The 14,781-nt window shown below is 71.1% G+C and carries 14 protein-coding genes; 4 read left to right on the top strand and 10 right to left on the bottom strand.

Going from position 1 to position 14,781, the window contains the following annotated elements:
- Positions 1-88: 88 nt before the first annotated feature.
- The 6 genes from AB0M63_RS27940 to AB0M63_RS27915 are packed head-to-tail and all read right to left on the bottom strand — an operon-like array spanning position 89 to position 6,188.
- On the bottom strand, positions 89-880 hold the full coding sequence (locus tag AB0M63_RS27940; protein ID WP_366021366.1) for an enoyl-CoA hydratase: 792 nt from the start codon (positions 878-880) through the stop codon (positions 89-91).
- A gap of 54 nt (positions 881-934) precedes the next feature.
- Positions 935-2,083, bottom strand: a complete 1,149-nt coding sequence (locus tag AB0M63_RS27935) for an acyl-CoA dehydrogenase family protein (RefSeq protein ID WP_366021365.1) — start codon at positions 2,081-2,083, stop codon at positions 935-937.
- Positions 2,080-2,931, bottom strand: a complete 852-nt coding sequence (locus tag AB0M63_RS27930) for an acyl-CoA dehydrogenase (RefSeq protein WP_366021364.1) — start codon at positions 2,929-2,931, stop codon at positions 2,080-2,082. Before AB0M63_RS27930 ends, AB0M63_RS27935 begins: the two co-directional genes overlap by 4 nt.
- The gene (locus AB0M63_RS27925) at positions 2,921-3,892 is read right to left on the bottom strand and encodes an NADPH:quinone oxidoreductase family protein (RefSeq protein ID WP_366021363.1); all 972 of its coding nucleotides are present in this window, start codon (positions 3,890-3,892) and stop codon (positions 2,921-2,923) included. Before AB0M63_RS27925 ends, AB0M63_RS27930 begins: the two co-directional genes overlap by 11 nt.
- Positions 3,889-4,911 (bottom strand): phosphotransferase family protein, encoded by a 1,023-nt coding sequence (locus AB0M63_RS27920; RefSeq protein WP_366021362.1) that lies wholly within the window; start codon positions 4,909-4,911, stop codon positions 3,889-3,891. Before AB0M63_RS27920 ends, AB0M63_RS27925 begins: the two co-directional genes overlap by 4 nt.
- A complete protein-coding gene (locus AB0M63_RS27915; RefSeq protein ID WP_366021361.1) occupies positions 4,908-6,188 on the bottom strand; it encodes an acyl-CoA dehydrogenase family protein in 1,281 nt (426 codons plus the stop codon). Before AB0M63_RS27915 ends, AB0M63_RS27920 begins: the two co-directional genes overlap by 4 nt.
- Before the next feature lie 145 nt (positions 6,189-6,333).
- Here AB0M63_RS27915 and AB0M63_RS27910 point away from each other — a divergent pair, with 145 nt between their 5' ends.
- Together AB0M63_RS27910 and AB0M63_RS27905 are read left to right on the top strand one after the other, a co-directional pair.
- Positions 6,334-6,999, top strand: coding sequence for a TetR/AcrR family transcriptional regulator (locus tag AB0M63_RS27910; protein WP_355916168.1), 666 nt, complete (start codon positions 6,334-6,336; stop codon positions 6,997-6,999).
- Between the two features lie 68 nt (positions 7,000-7,067).
- Positions 7,068-8,129 (top strand): dihydrodipicolinate reductase, encoded by a 1,062-nt coding sequence (locus AB0M63_RS27905; RefSeq protein ID WP_366021360.1) that lies wholly within the window; start codon positions 7,068-7,070, stop codon positions 8,127-8,129.
- 45 nt (positions 8,130-8,174) lie between these two features.
- Here AB0M63_RS27905 and AB0M63_RS27900 read toward each other — a convergent pair whose 3' ends face one another.
- The 4 genes from AB0M63_RS27900 to AB0M63_RS27885 all read right to left on the bottom strand — a co-directional run bounded on the left by AB0M63_RS27900 (position 8,175) and on the right by AB0M63_RS27885 (position 12,980).
- Positions 8,175-8,696: a MarR family transcriptional regulator gene (locus tag AB0M63_RS27900; protein ID WP_355916174.1), complete on the bottom strand. Its 522-nt coding sequence runs from the start codon at positions 8,694-8,696 to the stop codon at positions 8,175-8,177.
- A 94-nt stretch (positions 8,697-8,790) separates the two neighbouring features.
- On the bottom strand, positions 8,791-10,443 hold the full coding sequence (locus AB0M63_RS27895; protein ID WP_366021359.1) for a carboxylesterase family protein: 1,653 nt from the start codon (positions 10,441-10,443) through the stop codon (positions 8,791-8,793).
- Between the two features lie 72 nt (positions 10,444-10,515).
- A complete protein-coding gene (locus tag AB0M63_RS27890; protein WP_366021358.1) occupies positions 10,516-11,250 on the bottom strand; it encodes a polysaccharide deacetylase family protein in 735 nt (244 codons plus the stop codon).
- Complete coding sequence (locus AB0M63_RS27885) at positions 11,247-12,980, bottom strand: UDP-N-acetylglucosamine--N-acetylglucosamine transferase (RefSeq protein WP_366021357.1); 1,734 nt, start codon at positions 12,978-12,980, stop codon at positions 11,247-11,249. The genes AB0M63_RS27890 and AB0M63_RS27885 overlap by 4 nt, the downstream gene beginning before the upstream one ends.
- Positions 12,981-13,167: 187 nt before the next feature.
- On the opposite strand from AB0M63_RS27885, the gene AB0M63_RS27880 reads away from it, so the two are divergent.
- Both AB0M63_RS27880 and AB0M63_RS27875 read left to right on the top strand, forming a co-directional pair.
- A complete protein-coding gene (locus AB0M63_RS27880; RefSeq protein ID WP_366021356.1) occupies positions 13,168-13,593 on the top strand; it encodes a BlaI/MecI/CopY family transcriptional regulator in 426 nt (141 codons plus the stop codon).
- A gap of 4 nt (positions 13,594-13,597) precedes the next feature.
- Positions 13,598-14,605 carry a M56 family metallopeptidase gene (locus AB0M63_RS27875; protein ID WP_366021355.1) on the top strand — a complete coding sequence of 336 codons (1,008 nt, stop codon included), beginning with the start codon at positions 13,598-13,600 and terminating at the stop codon, positions 14,603-14,605.
- Positions 14,606-14,781 lie beyond the last annotated feature (176 nt).

Genomic DNA, 14,781 nt, shown 5'->3' with positions numbered 1-14,781 from the left:
TGTGGGTATGCCGCGTCCCCTCGGTCAACCGATTCGGTTGGCCGAGGGGACGCGGCGTGCTGCGGTTGTGGTCACCCGTGAACCCTGCCTACTGGTCCTTGAGGCGTTCCTTCATGGCGTCGAGCTTGGTGAGAATGGGGTATCCGCTCACGCTCAGCGCGTTTCCGTGTCCCGTCTCGTGGATGTCGAAGACGGACTGGACGGCCGCGTAGAAGCCCTGGACGTCGAGGCTCTGGTTGACGGCGCGCTTGGCCTGGCGGAGGCCGAAGGACGGCATGCGGGCGATCTGGCGGGCCAACTCAAGGGCTTCGGTGCCCAGTTGGTCGAGGGGGACGACCTTGTTGACCATGCCGACCTTCTCCGCCTCCTCGGCGGTGACGGCCCGTCCGGTGAAGAGGATCTCCTTCGCCTTGCGCGGGCCCAACTCCCAGGTGTGGCCGTGGTATTCGACTCCCCCGATGCCCATGTGGACGACAGGGTCCGAGAACTCTGCGTTCTCGGCGGCCACGATCAGGTCGCAGGGCCAGCAGAGCATCAGTCCGCCCGCGATGCACTTGCCCTGCACGGCGGCGATCGTCGGCTTGGGTATGTTGCGCCAGCGCAGGGTGTACTCCAGGTACCGGCGGGTCTCGGCGCTGTAGATCCACTCCAGGGTGATCTCGTTCGGCGCCGGCCAGCGGTCCTTGAGGTCGTGTCCCGACGAGAAGTGCTTGCCGTTGGCCTTCAGGAGTACGACCTTCACGTCCTCGTCGGCCGCGGCCCGGCTCCAGGCCGCGTCGAGCGCGTCGAGCAGCTCCGCGTTCTGCGCGTTGGCGACCTGGGGCCGGTTGAGGGTGATGATCCCCACCCGGTCGTCGACCTCGTACAGGATGTCGTCCATGCGTCTCGTCCTCTGTCGGCTCTGACTCGGTTCCGATTCGGTCCTGAGTCGGTTCTATCGGGGCAGGCCGAGGATCCGCTCGGCGATGATGTTGCGCTGGATCTCGGAGGTGCCGCCGGCGATGGTCCCGCCGAAGCTGCGCGCGTACCGCTCGAACCAACTGGCGGTGAACGTCGCCAGGTTCATATGGGTGTACGCCCCGGTCTGCACCGGATGCAGCAGCGCCTCGCCGCCGTGATGTTCGAGGGCGTGCAGTTCGGCGTTCTGCGCGGCCTCGGAGCCGAGCAGTTTGAGTACCGAGATCTCCACCGGGTTCCGGTCGGGCGCGAGCAGCCGGTAGCCGAGCAACCGCAGTGCCTGAACATCCATTTGGAGCGTCGCGTACCACTCCTCGTCGCAGGCCGCGTCCTGGATCAGGCCGTCCATCCGCTCGGCGTAGTGCACCCACAGCAGGGTCCGTTCGTGGCCGAGTGAGCCGTTGGCCACGCGCCAGCCCTCGTTGAGGGGGCCGACGAGGTTCTCCTTCGGGACGCGGACGTCGGTGAAGAACACCTCGTTGAAGTCGAGGTCGTCGGGCGCGGCGATCGATCCGAACGGCCGCCGGACCAGGCCCGCGGAGTCGGTGGGGATGAGCAGGACACTGATCCCCTTGTGCTTGGGCGCGTCGGGGTCGGTGCGGACGAACGTGAGCAGGACGTCGGCGTCGTGGGCGCCCGAGGTCCACACTTTCTGCCCGTTGACGACGAAGTGGTCGCCTTCGAGGACCGCCCGGGTGCGCAGCCCGGCCAGGTCGGAACCGGCCCCGGGCTCGCTCATGCCGAGCGACGCGGTGATCTCGGCGCGCAGCAGGGGGATCGCCCAGTCGCGTTTTTGTTCCTCGGTGCCGAAGGTGAGCAGGGAGGCCGCGATGATGTTGAGGCCCTGCGGGTTGAAGCTGTGGTAGATCCGCCGCCGGGACAACTCCTCCAGGTGGGCGACGACTTGGGGCAGGGTGGCGTTGCGGCCGCCGTACTCGGGCGGCTGGGCGGGCAGCAGCCAGCCGGCGTCGAAGAGTTTGCGCTGCCAGCGGCGGGCCCAATCGGGTATGTGCGCACTGGACTTGGAGCGGTCCGTGGCCTCTTCGGGGGTGGGCAGATGGGCGTCGAGGAAGTCGCTGAAATCGGCGCGGAACTTCTCGACCTCGGGGTCGGGGGCCAGCCTCATACCAGCAGCGCCTTCCTGTGCTCGGACGCCGTGCCGAGGAGCAGGTCCCCGGCCTTGGCCCGCTTGAGATGGATCTGCAGTTCGTTCTCCCACGTGTAGCCCATGGCGCCGAAGAGCTGGAACCCGTTGCGGAAGCAGACTCGTTGGCAGTCTCCGGCGGCGGCCTTGGCCATCGCGGCGGCGCGGGTGCGGCGTGGGTCGTCCTCGGCGATGGTGAGCGCGGAGAAGTAGGCGAGCACCTTGGCGCGTTCGATGGCGACGTACATGTCGGCGGCCTTGTGCTTGACGGCCTGGAACGAGCCGATGGGCACGCCGAACTGGTGGCGTTCCTTCACATGGGCGACGACCAGGTCGAGGATGCGCCGGCAACTGCCGACGGTGCTCACGGCCAGGCCCATCAGGGCCAGGTCCGGTACTCCGGCGACCAGGTCGGGCACGTCCACCCGGGCGACGTGCAGGGTCGGGTCGAACACGGACAGCCGCTCGGCCGCGAGTTCAGCTCCGTCCCGTACGACGACGCCGTCGGAGGTGAGAAGGGCGATCTCGTCGGCGCGGTCGGCGTCGAGGACGAACCGTCCTGCTCCGTCGAAGACTCCGGTGCCGGAGCCGCGGGGCAGCCGGCCGGCCAGCGGGGCGAACCAGGTCGACGTGGCGAGGAAGGGCGTCGCGTCGGCGGCGTAGCCCAACTCCTCCAGGATGATGGCGAGTTCCACCGGAGGGGCGTCCAGCCAGCCCAACTCCAGGTAGGTGTCCCAGAGTTGCTCTTCGGGCAGCGCTCGTGACTTGGTGACCGTCTCGCGGACCACGCGCTGGAGCAGCCGCTGGTCGTCGTCGAACTCAAACTCCATGCGCGACCTCCAGAAGGACCTTGCCGATGGCGCGGCGCCCCAGGCTGAGGGCGGCGGCGACTTCGGCGAGCGGATACACGGCGTGGACGCGGGGCCGGATCTTCCCGGCGGCGAACAGTTCGTGGAGTTCGGTGCGGGCGGCGACCAGGTCGTCCCGGCGGTGGCGCGCCCAGCCGCCGAGGTCGAAGCCGTGCACGGTGACGCCTTTGAGCATCGGGAGATTGAGCGGGATACGCGGGATCTCCCCGCTCGCGAACCCCACGCTCACAAACCGTCCGCCCCAGCGCATGGCACGCAACGCCTCCTCCGCGTACGGCCCGCCGACCGGGTCGATCACGACATCGGCGCCGCCCGCGTCCCGCAGGCCCCGCTTGAGATCGTCGTACGGCAGGGTCACCCGCGCCCCCTGCTCGACGCACACCGCCCGTTTCTCCTCCGTCGAGGCGACGGCGACGACCTCCGCGCCGAGCAGGGCGGCGAGTTCGACGGTCGCGAGGCCGACGCCGCCGGCCGCGCCGAGGACGGCGACCCGCTCGCCCGGGCGTACGTCGGCGACCAGGCGGAGTGCGTCGTAGGCGGTGGCGTGGCTGACCCCGAAGGCGGCCGCGCGTTCGGTGGGGATTGCGTCGGGGATGCGGCTGAGGCCGGCCGGGCGGGCGGTGACGCGTTCGGCGAAGGCGCCGACGAACATGGAGCCGAAGACCCGCTCGCCCTTCTCGAATCCGTGCGCGGACGCGGCGACCTCGCCCGCGAACTCGCTGCCGGGGGTGAAGGGCGGTTCCGCCTTCACCTGGTAGCCGCCGTCGATCACGAGGACGTCGGCGAAGTTCACGGCCGCGTAGTGCACGTCGACCGGGATGCCGGCTTCCTTCTCGGCGGACTCCGGTCCGGGGAGGGGTGGTTCGGGGATGTCCTCGACGACGACCGGGCCGCCGACGGCGTTGCAGCGGGCGGCTCTCATAGCCGGGTCGTCGCGGCGAGTTCGGCCGCCTGTGCGGCCATCTGCAGGACGACGTCGCCGTAGTGGGCCATCTTCGGGTTGCCGCCTTCGCCCCTCATATGCCGGGCGTAGCCGCCTTCGAGGACGACGGCCATCTTGAAGCGGGCGAGGATCACGTAGTAGTCGATCTCGCTGACGTCACGGCCGCTGACCTTGGCGTAGTGCTCCAGCAGGTCGGCCCGGTCGGGCATGCCGGTGTAGTCGACGTAGCCCTTCTGGGTGCGGTCCTCGTCGGCGTCGGGCCAGCCCATGATCACCCAGCCGAGGTCGAGCAACGGGTCGCCCACGGTGGCCATTTCGAAGTCGACCAGGGCGGCGAGCTCGGCGGGTGCGCCGTGGCGGAACATGACGTTGGCGAACTGGTAGTCGCCGTGGATGATGCCGGGTGTCCAGTGGGCGGGACGGTGTTCCCGCAGCCAGGAGGCGGCCTTCTCCAGGCCGGGTATCTCACGGAACTTGAACTTGGCGAGGTGGGCGAGCCAGCGGTCGACCTGCCGGTCGTGGAAGCCGTCGGGGCGGCCGAAGCCCTCAAGCCCCTGGGCCCGCCAGTCCACGTTGCCCAACTTGGCGATGCCCTCGACGAGTTGGTAGGCGAGGCCGGGGCGCACGGACAGGTCGCTGAGGAAGGGCTCGGGCCAGCCGCCGGAGTTCATCGGCGACCAGCCGTCGACATGGGCCATCAGATAGAAGCAGGACCCGAGCACGCTCGTGTCGTCGCAGACGGCGATCGCCTCGGGGTGCGGGACGTCCGTGCCGTTGAGCGCCTTGAGAACGCGGTACTCACGGAGCATGGTCTCGTTGCGCCCCGGCGGAACCTTCTCCGGCGGTTTGCGCAGCACCATGCTCACCTCGCCGCGCCGGATGCCGTAGATGTCGTTGGAGGTGCCTCCGGAGATGTACGACGTCTCGACGGGTTCACCGGGGGCGATGCCCTGGCCGTCCAGCCAGCGGGCGAGGGATTCCGTGTTGGCGAGCGTCACAGCAGGTCCTCCAACTGCTTCCGGGCCCATTCGCGGCGGGTGGGCAGGTGCTGGGTGGGCCAGAGGCCGGGGGCGGCTTCGTAGCCGCGCAGGACGTCGCGGGCGACCGTGATCTTGTGGACCTCGGTGGGGCCGTCGACGACGGCCATGACGGCGGCGCCGTTCCACATGTCGGAGAACGGCATTTCGTTCGACACACCGAGGGCGCCGTGCAGATGCATCGAGCGGTACACGATGTCGTGCAGCACCTTCGGGGTGAGGAACTTGATGGCGGCGATGTCCTTACGGACCCGCTTGTAGTCCTGGTACCGGTCGATCTGCCAGGCGGTGTAGAGGACGAAGAGCCGGAACTGGGCCAGTTGGGCGTAGGAGTCGGCGAGGTCGGCGCGGACGAGCTGCTTGTCGGCGAGCCTGCTGCCCTGGGTCTCGCGGGACAGGGCCCGCTCGGCCATCATGTCGAGCGCCTTCTGGCTCTGGCCCACGACCCGCATCGCGTGGTGGACGCGGCCGCCGCCGAGCCTCGTCTGGGCGATCGCGAAGGCCTGGCCCTCGCCGCCGAGCAGCGCGTCGGCGGGGACGCGGACCCCGTCGTAGGCGATGAGCGCGTGCATGCCCTCGTCGGTGGCCTCGCCCATGATGCCGAGGTGGCGCTCGATGCGGACGCCTGGGGTGTCGCTGGGCACCAGGAACATCGACATGCCCTTGTACGGGCTGACGTCGGGGTTCGTCACCGCCATCACGATGACGAACTTCGACGTGCGCGCGTTGGAGGAGAAGAACTTGCGGCCGGTGATGACCCAGTCGTCGCCGTCGCGCTCGGCGCGGGTGGTGAACATCGTGGGGTCGGCGCCGGCCTGCGGTTCGGTCATGGAGAAGCAGGAGAAGCACTCGCCTTCGAGCAGCGGCTGGAGATAGCGCTCCTTCTGCTCCTCGGTGCCGTATCGGGCGATGATCTCGGCGTTTCCGGTGTCGGGAGCGGCCGTGCCGAAGATGACGGGGGCCCAACTCGACTGGCCCAGGATCTCGTTGATGAGCGCCAGCTTGACCTGGCCGAAGCCGCGTCCGCCCAGCTCGGGGCCGAGGTGCGGTGCCCACAGGCCCTCGTCGCGGACCTGTTGTTTCAACGTCCGTACCACGGGGCCGAGTTCGTCGTCGAGCGGGTGGTACGCCCGGTCCGGATACAGCAGGTCCAGGGGCTCCACGCGCTCGGCGCGGAACCGTCTGATCCACTCCAGCTTCTCCTCGAACTCCGGCTCGGTGGAAAAGTCCCATGCCATGTCAGACGAACCTCCTGCCAACCCGCACGAATGCAGGTGAGAATAGCATTCTCATCTCACGCAAGTAAGGGTCTCGAAACTTGCGGTGTGGGCTTCGGTAGGGGAAGCCGGAGTGTTACCGCTGAAGTGGAGTATCGTTCTTCATGTGACAGCTGTCCCCGAAGAACAACCAGCCTGGCGCCAGCGCGCCGTTGAGCGTTCCACCCGTGCCGCCAAGCTCCGCGCCGAACAGCGTGTGCAGCGCTTCCTGGACGCGGCGCAGGAACTCATCGCGGAGAAGCGGACGACGGACTTCACCGTCCAGGAGATCGTGGACCGCTCCAAACAGTCACTGCGCAGCTTCTACCAGCACTTCGACGGCAAACACGAGCTGCTGCTCGCCCTGTTCGAGGACGCGCTGTCCAAGTCGGCGGCCGAGATCCGCGAGACGGCCGGCTCCCAGTCGGATCCGCTCGAGGCGCTGCGGACCGCGGTGAAGATGTTGTTCGAGCAGTCGCTCTCCAACCCCGGTGTGGAGCGCCCCCTGTTCAGCGACTTCGCGCTGCAACTCCTCGTGAAGCATCCCGCGCAGGTGGCGACCGCCCACCTCCCGCTGCTCACGGTGTTCACGGAGTTGGTCGAGCAGGCCGAGGACGCCGGCGTCATCCCCGCCGGGAAGCCCCGTCGGCAGGCGTCGATCCTGATGCAGACCGTCATGTTCGTCGCACAGGGCAACGGAGTTCCGGCCGGCAGCCACACGGCGGCGGTCACCGCCGAGGAGGTCTGGCAGTTCTGCCTCGGCGGCCTCTCGGGCGTCCCGGTGCGCAACTGACGACGATGTGATTGACGCTCTCCATAGCGGAGAGTACGGTTCTCGCCCACCGCAACGGGAGGTGGGCGATGACCGAGCCGCTACGGCACGGAGTACAGCGCTACCGGGTCGTGCAGTGGGCCACGGGGAACATCGGCGCCCGCACGATGCGTGCCGTATGGGAGCATCCGAATCTCACCTTGGCCGGCGTCTACGTCCACACGCCGGCCAAGTCGGGCCTGGACGCGGGCGAGTTGAGTGGGGGCGAGCTCGGCACGACCGGCGTCGTCGCCACGCACGACCTCGACGAGATCCTCGCGCTCGGCGCCGACTGCGTCCTCTACACCCCGCGGGCCTGTGATTTCGACGAGGTGTGCACGCTGCTCTCGGCAGGTGTGAACGTCGTGTCGACGCGCGGCGAGTTCCATCACGCGCCCAGCCTCGACCCGGTGGTACGGAAGCGGATCGAGGACGCGTGCGAACGGGGCGGGACCTCTGTCCACAGCACGGGCAGCAGCCCCGGATTCATCACCGAGGCCCTGCCGCTCACCCTCGCCTCGATCCAACGGCGGCTGGACGCCCTGACGATCGACGAGTTCGCGGACCTCTCCCAACGGGACTCCCCCGGGCTGCTGTTCGAGATGATGGGCTTCGGGCAGCCCCCTGCCGAGTTCGGCGCACAGCGGCTGACCGGACTGCGCGACAGCTTCGGCCCGTCGTTGCGGCTGCTGGCCGAGACGCTCGGGATGCCGCTCGACGCGGTGGAGGCGACCGGCGAGGTCGCGACCGCCCGGCACACGACGCGGATCGCGGCGGGCACCCTGCCGGCCGGCACCGTGGCCGCGCAACGGATCACCGTCTCCGGCCTGCGGAACGGGCATCCCCTGCTGCGGTTCCGCGCCAACTGGTACTGCACCACCGACCTCGACCCCGCCTGGGACCTGCGCGCCACCGGCTGGCACGTCGCGGTCGAGGGGGACGCACCGCTCGACATCGACCTGCGCTTCCCCGTGCCCCTCGACCGGATGGCCGCGATGTCCCCCTCCTACACCGCGAACCGCGCGGTGAACGCCGTGCCGTTCGTCTGCGCGGCGGCCCCCGGAATCCGCACCACGGCCGACCTCCCGCAGATCGTCGCCGACCTCGGCTGAGGCCGGCGCGACCCGTAACGGCACTCCGCGCCCGGCACCCATTGCTCAGGCGGTGCCGGCCGGGGCCGCGACCTCCTGCTCGCCGTCCTCGTCGATCGAGTACTTCAGGAAGTCGTCGACCATGCGATGGAACAGCGTGGCCAGTTGCTGCAGTTCGTCCGTCGACCACTCCGCGAGGGCCATCTGCATTCCGCGCGCACCCGCGTCCCGGACGCTGGCGACGGCCTTCTGTCCGGCCTCGGTCAGCTCGATCCGCTGGGCCCGCCGGTCGTCGGGGTCGGGCACGCGGGTGACGTAGCCGGACTTCTGCAGTTGCTGCACGGTCCGTGTCACATGCGAGGCCTCGACCCCGAGGCGGTGCGCCAGCTCCCCCGGGCGCAGCGGCTCGGAGTCGGCGACCTGGCGCAGCAACGCCACCGCCGCACGGTCCAGGGGCACCCCGGCGAGAGCCATGAGCCGGTCGTGCTGGCGGGCGCGGGTGCTCAGGTAGGTGATCCGAGTGAGGGCTCGCTCGATCTCGGTCACCTCCGGGGAGGCGGGGGCGGTGGGGACCGGTGGTGTGGACATGGGACCCACTTTACCATATTGTTGCGTAACTCAAGTAAGTTACTGCGTGCGTTTACCCCGGATACGGCGACGAGAGTACTTCACCGGCCCGAGGTCACCAACGCTTCTGGCCCGCGAAGAACCGCTCGAAGAAGTCCACCTTGGCGGCGTCCGCCAGGGCGAGCGTGCCGAACCGGTCACCCAGTTCCATCGTGGTCGCGAAGCGGTGGTTCGCCGCGGGCCAGCGGGTGAGGCCGTGGCCGCCCGGGTCGCCGTGGGTCGCGAAGTTCACCACGTAGTCGGACAGGGTGTCGGCGACCGCGCGGTCCGCGTCGGTCCAGGGCAGGTCGGTGGCGTAGAGGTTGTCGAAGACGTAGTTGATCTCCGAACCGTGGTAGGCGCCACGGGAGTTGGGGCCGGTCGCCGTGGGCGGGACGTGCTCCCAGTAGTACGTGAACACGGGGCTCTTGGCCGTCTTCGCCCACTCGGCCGCCCACAGGTCGGCGGAGACGCGCGAGCCCTCGCGGGCGCAGGCGTTGCGGGCCTGGCCCGCCTCCGTGTCGGTGGTGGCGGGGTAGAGCTTCAGGAACTCGTCGGCGAGCGTGCCGTACTCCTTCTGCGCGGTGCTGAGATAGTCCGCGAGCTTCACCGTCGGGCTCGGGGAGGCGCCGTTTTCGTCCTTGTTGCCACCGGCCAGCACGGGTACGTCGTTCAAGTGCCCGCCCGCCAGGGCCTGTTCGTAGGTCCACGGCTTGACCCAGCCGTCGAGGACGGGGCGGAACTCGGGCGGGTTGCCGTTCACCGGTCCGCTCACCGAGGTGTCGCTCGCGTTCTGACCCGCCATCAACTTGTCGCTCGTCACGGCGCGGAGCGCGCTGAGCGTGGTCGCGCCGAGGGCTTCGGCGTAGGCGGTGCCCTGGGTCTCGGCGGTCTCAAGGGTGCGGTACGACGCCGCCAGCGCGGCGATCTCGGGGTCGCCGGTGGCGCGGGCGCCGCCGCTCTCGGAGATCGCGCCCTGGAACAGGCCCTTGGCGAGCGGGGAGTAGATGAGGTGCATGACCGAGGCGCCGCCCGCCGACTGGCCGGCGATGGTCACCCTGTTCGGGTCGCCGCCGAACGCGGTGATGTTGCGGCGCACCCAGCGCAGGGCCGCGATCTGGTCGAGCAAACCGTAGTTGCCGGACGCCTGGTGGCCGGACTCGGCGCTGAGTTCGGGGGTGGAGAGGAAACCGAAGGCGCCGGTGCGGTAGTTGAGGGTCACCACGACCAGGCCCTTGGCGGCGAGGCCCGCGCCGTCGAAGCCGGGGTCGGAGGCGTACCCGCCGGTGAACCGGCCGCCGTAGATCCAGACCAGGACAGGGCGCTTCTCCCGTGAACTCGCGGCTCCGGTCCAGACGTTGAGGTTGAGGCAGTCCTCGCTCATCGTGACCGCGGCCGAACCCATCGTCTGCTGCGGGCAGATGTCCCCGAACGTGTCCGCGACACGCACGCCCGTCCAGGACTTGGCCGGCTGCGGCGGGCGCCAGCGGTTGTAGCCCGCCGTCGTGTCGGCGTACGGCAGTCCCTTGAAAACGGTGACGCCGGAGACCAGGGACGCCACTCCCGACACCCGGCCGGTGTCGATCCGGAGCGGGCCGGTCAGCGGGGTCGCGGAGGTGGTGCGGTCCGCCGCGTCGGCTCCGGTCCCGGCGCCGACGAGTGCGGCCGTCGCGGCGACGGTCAGCGACCCGTTGAGGAAGGTCCGACGGTTCATGGCGTTCGAAAGCATGGGGGGCTCCCTGGTCTAGGTACTTGCGAACGTAAATTCCGCGGACCAGGAGCGCCAACAATATTGTCAACTTCAGAGGTGATCCACAGCATGCTCCCGCAGCGGCCCCACGGACAGGCCCCGCGCGGCGCAGGTGTCGAGGATGCGGGGGACGGCGCCGAGGGTGGCGCGCCAGGAGCCAGCGGCCGAGGTGCAGTCGGAGTCGTGGAGCAGGACGGTGCCGCCGCCGCGCAGGTCATCGGTGACCGTCCGGTGGACCGACTCCGGTGTGGCACGCGCCCTCCAGTCCTCGCCCCAGGCCGTCCACAGCACCGGCGTGAGGTCCAGGCGGCGGGCCGCGAGGTGGGCGGGCGTCGACATCACGCCGTAGGGCGGGCGGAAGAGCCGGGGCGTGCGTCCGGTGAGGTCGCCGACCGTGTCGCGGGCGCGGGCGAGGTCGTCGTGGGTGGCGCGGGGGCCGCGCAGGAGCAGCGGGCGATGGAGCCAGCCGTGCACCGCGATCTCGTGTCCGGCGGCGGCGATCTCGCGCACCAGGCCGGGGGCGCGCGCCGCTTCGCGGCCGAGCAGGAAGAAGGTGGCGTGGATCCGGCGCTCGTCCAGCAGGCGCAGGAACAGTGGAGTGGACAGCGGGTCCGGCCCGTCGTCGAAGGTGAGCGCCACGTGGTCGGGCCGGCCACGGCCGGAGAGGCGTGGCAGCACGCGGTTGCGGAGCGGGCCGTAGGTGGAGAGGACGGGGGCGGCGTACGCGGCGGCGAGGACCGGCAGCGCGGTGAGGGCGCTCGTACGGAGCAGTCGTGCGGCGGTCACGAGTGGCGGCCCTCCGCATGGGCGGGGCGGGGAGCGTGGGACGTGTGGGGAGCACGGCCGAAGTCGTCGAGGTCCAGGCCATGGCCGATGGCGTGCATCAAATCAGGGCCGCCGTCGGTGGTGGCGACCGCGGTGCCGACCGCGCCCGCCCAGACCCCGCAGGCCAGAGCCACGGTGACGGCGAGCCGCAACGCGGTCGGCCGGACCCGGCGGGTGGCCGACGACCCGCGCGCGGACCGGACGGAGAGCCCGGCACCGGACCCAGGCAACGCTCGGCCGAGAGAAGCCCCACCGGTAGGCGGAACGGCGGCCCGGACGCCCACCGGACCAACCTCCCGGCCGGCGAGCAGCGCACTCGTGAACGCGGCGAAAGGTCCGAGACCCGCCCGCCGCGACCCTCGGCCGGCAGGCGCCCCACCTGCGGGAGCGACGGAAGGCCCGGCACCCGGCAAGGAGGCGGAACTCCCGGCCCCCGTCCGACGCCGACCCCGGCCCCGACCGGCAGGCGGTCCGCCCTCGGAGCGGGCGGTGGGTCCGACGCCCGTCCGGCAGACCCGGATTGTCTCGGCGGCCGGGCCCCGGTCCGAGCCGGGGATCTCGCCGGCGAACAGGGCGAGGCCCGCTTCGCGTTGCAGCAGGCCGCGTGCGCCGTCGATCAACTCGCCCAGTACGACCTTGAGTTGGGCCGGCTCGCGGATCCACGCCGCGACCCCCGCGGCGTCCAGGGCCGCCGCGTTGGTGAGACCGTGGCCGGGTATGCAGCCGTAGCTGGCGACGGGCAGGCCGGTGGCGAAGGCCTCCAGTGAGGTCAGGCCGCCGGCGTTCTGGACCAGGACGTCGGCGGCGTGCATCAGGCCGGGCATGTCGTCGACCCAGCCGTGGACGTGGTCGATGCCGTCCGCGCGGAGTCGGTCGGCGAGGGCCTCATTGCGGCCGCAGACCACGACCGGTACGGCCGCGCCGCAGTCGCGCAGTTCCCGGGCCACCTGCCGGACCGGGCCCACGCCCCAGGAGCCGGCGACCAGCAGGGCCAGCGGGGCGTTCGCGGGCAGGCCGAAGCGGGCGCGGGCCGCGCTGCGCGCCGCCGCGTCCACGGGGTGGAAGCGCGGGTCGGCGACCGGGCCGCACACCCGCACGTCGCGGGCGCCGGCGGCCCGGGCCTGGGCGGCGGGCACGGCGTGCAGCGCGAGGTGGACGTCGACGCCGTCGGCCACCCAGAGAGGGTGCACCGAGAAGTCGGTGAGGTAGGTGAGGACGGGTACGGTCAGCCGGCCGTCGAGCCGGAGGGAGCCCAGGACCCGGCTCGCGCCCGGGTAGGTCGAGACGACGGCGCCGGTGTCGGCGGGCAGCGCGCGCAGCAGCCGTTCCTCGGCGGAGCGCAGCAGGGCTCGTGCGACGGGGCCGCCGCCTCCGGCGCGCTCGGTGCTGCTGTAGATCCGCTGGTAGGCCCACGGCGCGCGGACGAGCATGCGGTGGTAGCCGTCCCGTACGAGCCGGCCGAGCCGGGCGGGCAGGACGTCCAGCAGGTCGAAGCGGTCGACCGGGAGACCGGCTGCCACCAGGCGCCGCTCCAGTTCGGTGGCGGCGCCGTCGTGACCGGCCCCGACGCTCGCCGAGACGATCACGACACGCTCGGCCGGCGCCGGGCGGCGAGGCGCGGGCGCCTGCCGGGGGCGCAGGGTGGCGGCCGCGAAGGCACGCAGATGCGCCGTACTTCCGAGGTGGGGCATGGGCTTTTTCCTCCGCAGGTGGAGTGGAGCGGCGAAACTCTACAACATGTAGTAGGTAAGCTCGTACGACATGTAGTAGTTCATGTTCGCGAAGCCCTGCCCGACGCCTCCGGTGCACTTCCTACAGGCCGTAGTAAGTCGGCGGGTAGGCTGTGACGCCGAGCGGTGAGAGGCGGTGGGGTGAACAGTGGACGACCCGAAGAGCGACGAGTCCGGTGCGACGTCCGGCCGGCGGGCGCGCGGTGAGCTGGAGAGCGGTGTTCTCGCCGCTCTCTACGGGGCCGACGAGCCGCTGACCGCGCGCCAGGTCAGGGATCGGCTGCCCGGAGACCTCGCTTACACCACCGTGCTGACGATCCTGTCGCGGCTGTACGACAAGGGCATGCTCGTCCGGCAGCGCGCGGGCCGCGGGTACGCGTACGCGCCCGCGCGGGACGAGGCGACGCACACCGCCGAGCGGATGCGTTCCCTGCTGGAGCACGGCACCGACCGCGAGGCGGTGCTCACCCGCTTCGTCTCCGAACTGTCCGAGAAGGACGAGCAGTTGCTCCATCGACTGCTCTCCGGGCACGACGGGCCGCAGCACACCGGCCGCACCGACGAGGGACCGTGAGCCGGTGCTGATCAGTGTGTACGTCCCCCTCCTGATCACCATGGTGATCGCGGTGTCCGCACCCCGCGCCGCCCCGCTGCTGGCCCCGCGCCCGGCCGCCTGGTCGCTGGCGTCCGCCGCGCTGGTGGCATCGCTGGGCTGGCTGGGCTCCTTGGCGCTGCTGACGTTCGCCGGTCTGGCGCAGATCCCCGAGGTCGCCGAGGAGGGCCGGTGGTCGGTCGCGGCCGTGCGCGCCTCCGACCCGGTGTACCTGACGGTCGCCGCAGTCGCCGCGCTCGCCCTCCTCGCGTCCCTCGCGGGCCTCGTCGTCGCCGCCACGCGTCAGCTGCGGCATCTGCGCTGGGCCCGTCGCGAGTGCCGACTGCTGCCCGGTGACACGGAGTTGGCCGTCCTGGACATGGAACTGCCGGAGGCCTTCGCGCTGCCGGGGGCACCGGGGCGGATCGTGGTGTCGCGCGGGATGCTCCGCTGTCTCGGCGACCGTGAGCGCGAGGCGCTGCTCGCCCACGAGCGGGCCCATCTGCGCGGTCGTCACCATCTCTTCCAGACCCTCTGGCGACTCACCGCCGCCGTGAATCCGCTGCTACGACCGCTGTCCGGCGCGGGCGGCTTCGCCCTGGAGCGCTGGGCCGACGAGGAGGCCGCGGTGCGCGTGGGCGATCGTACGGTCGTCGCCCACGCGGTGGGCCGGGCCGCGCTCGCCACCTCGGCGAACCGTTCCCGGCCGGCCCTGGCCGCGACCGGCGGAGCGGTGCCGCAGCGGGTGCGGGCACTGCTCGCGCCTCCTCCCCCGCGCCGGGCCCTGCCGTTCGTCGCGGGTGCCGCGCTGCTCGTCGTGTGCTGCGCGAGCCTGGCCGACGCCGCGACCGACAGCGAGCAGATGATCGAGACGGCTCAGCACGCGGCATGCGTGGCGACGGAAGCGGCGGCGGCGCCGCCGCACGGGCCGTGCTGCGAGCACCGGCACGACCACGACCACGAACGACTGGCCGGACCCGTCCGACACCGCTGACCGGCAGGCCGACAGCGCGACCGCCGATACCGGCCCACCGACTGAGCCACGACCCCGAATACCCGACGGAGTTCCCGCCGACGCCCGGGCACACCCCGGCACACACGACGGCCGGGACCGCGAGGGCCGCCTTCGCGCCGCCCGCACACCCCCGGGCCGCAGCCCACAACCCGTCG

Origin of the sequence: Streptomyces sp. NPDC051576, from assembly GCF_040681835.1 — a bacterium.
Taxonomy (GTDB): Bacteria; Actinomycetota; Actinomycetes; order Streptomycetales; family Streptomycetaceae; genus Streptomyces.
The sequence above is the reverse complement of the archived record's forward strand: the minus strand, read 5'-3'. Positions and strand labels throughout refer to the sequence as shown.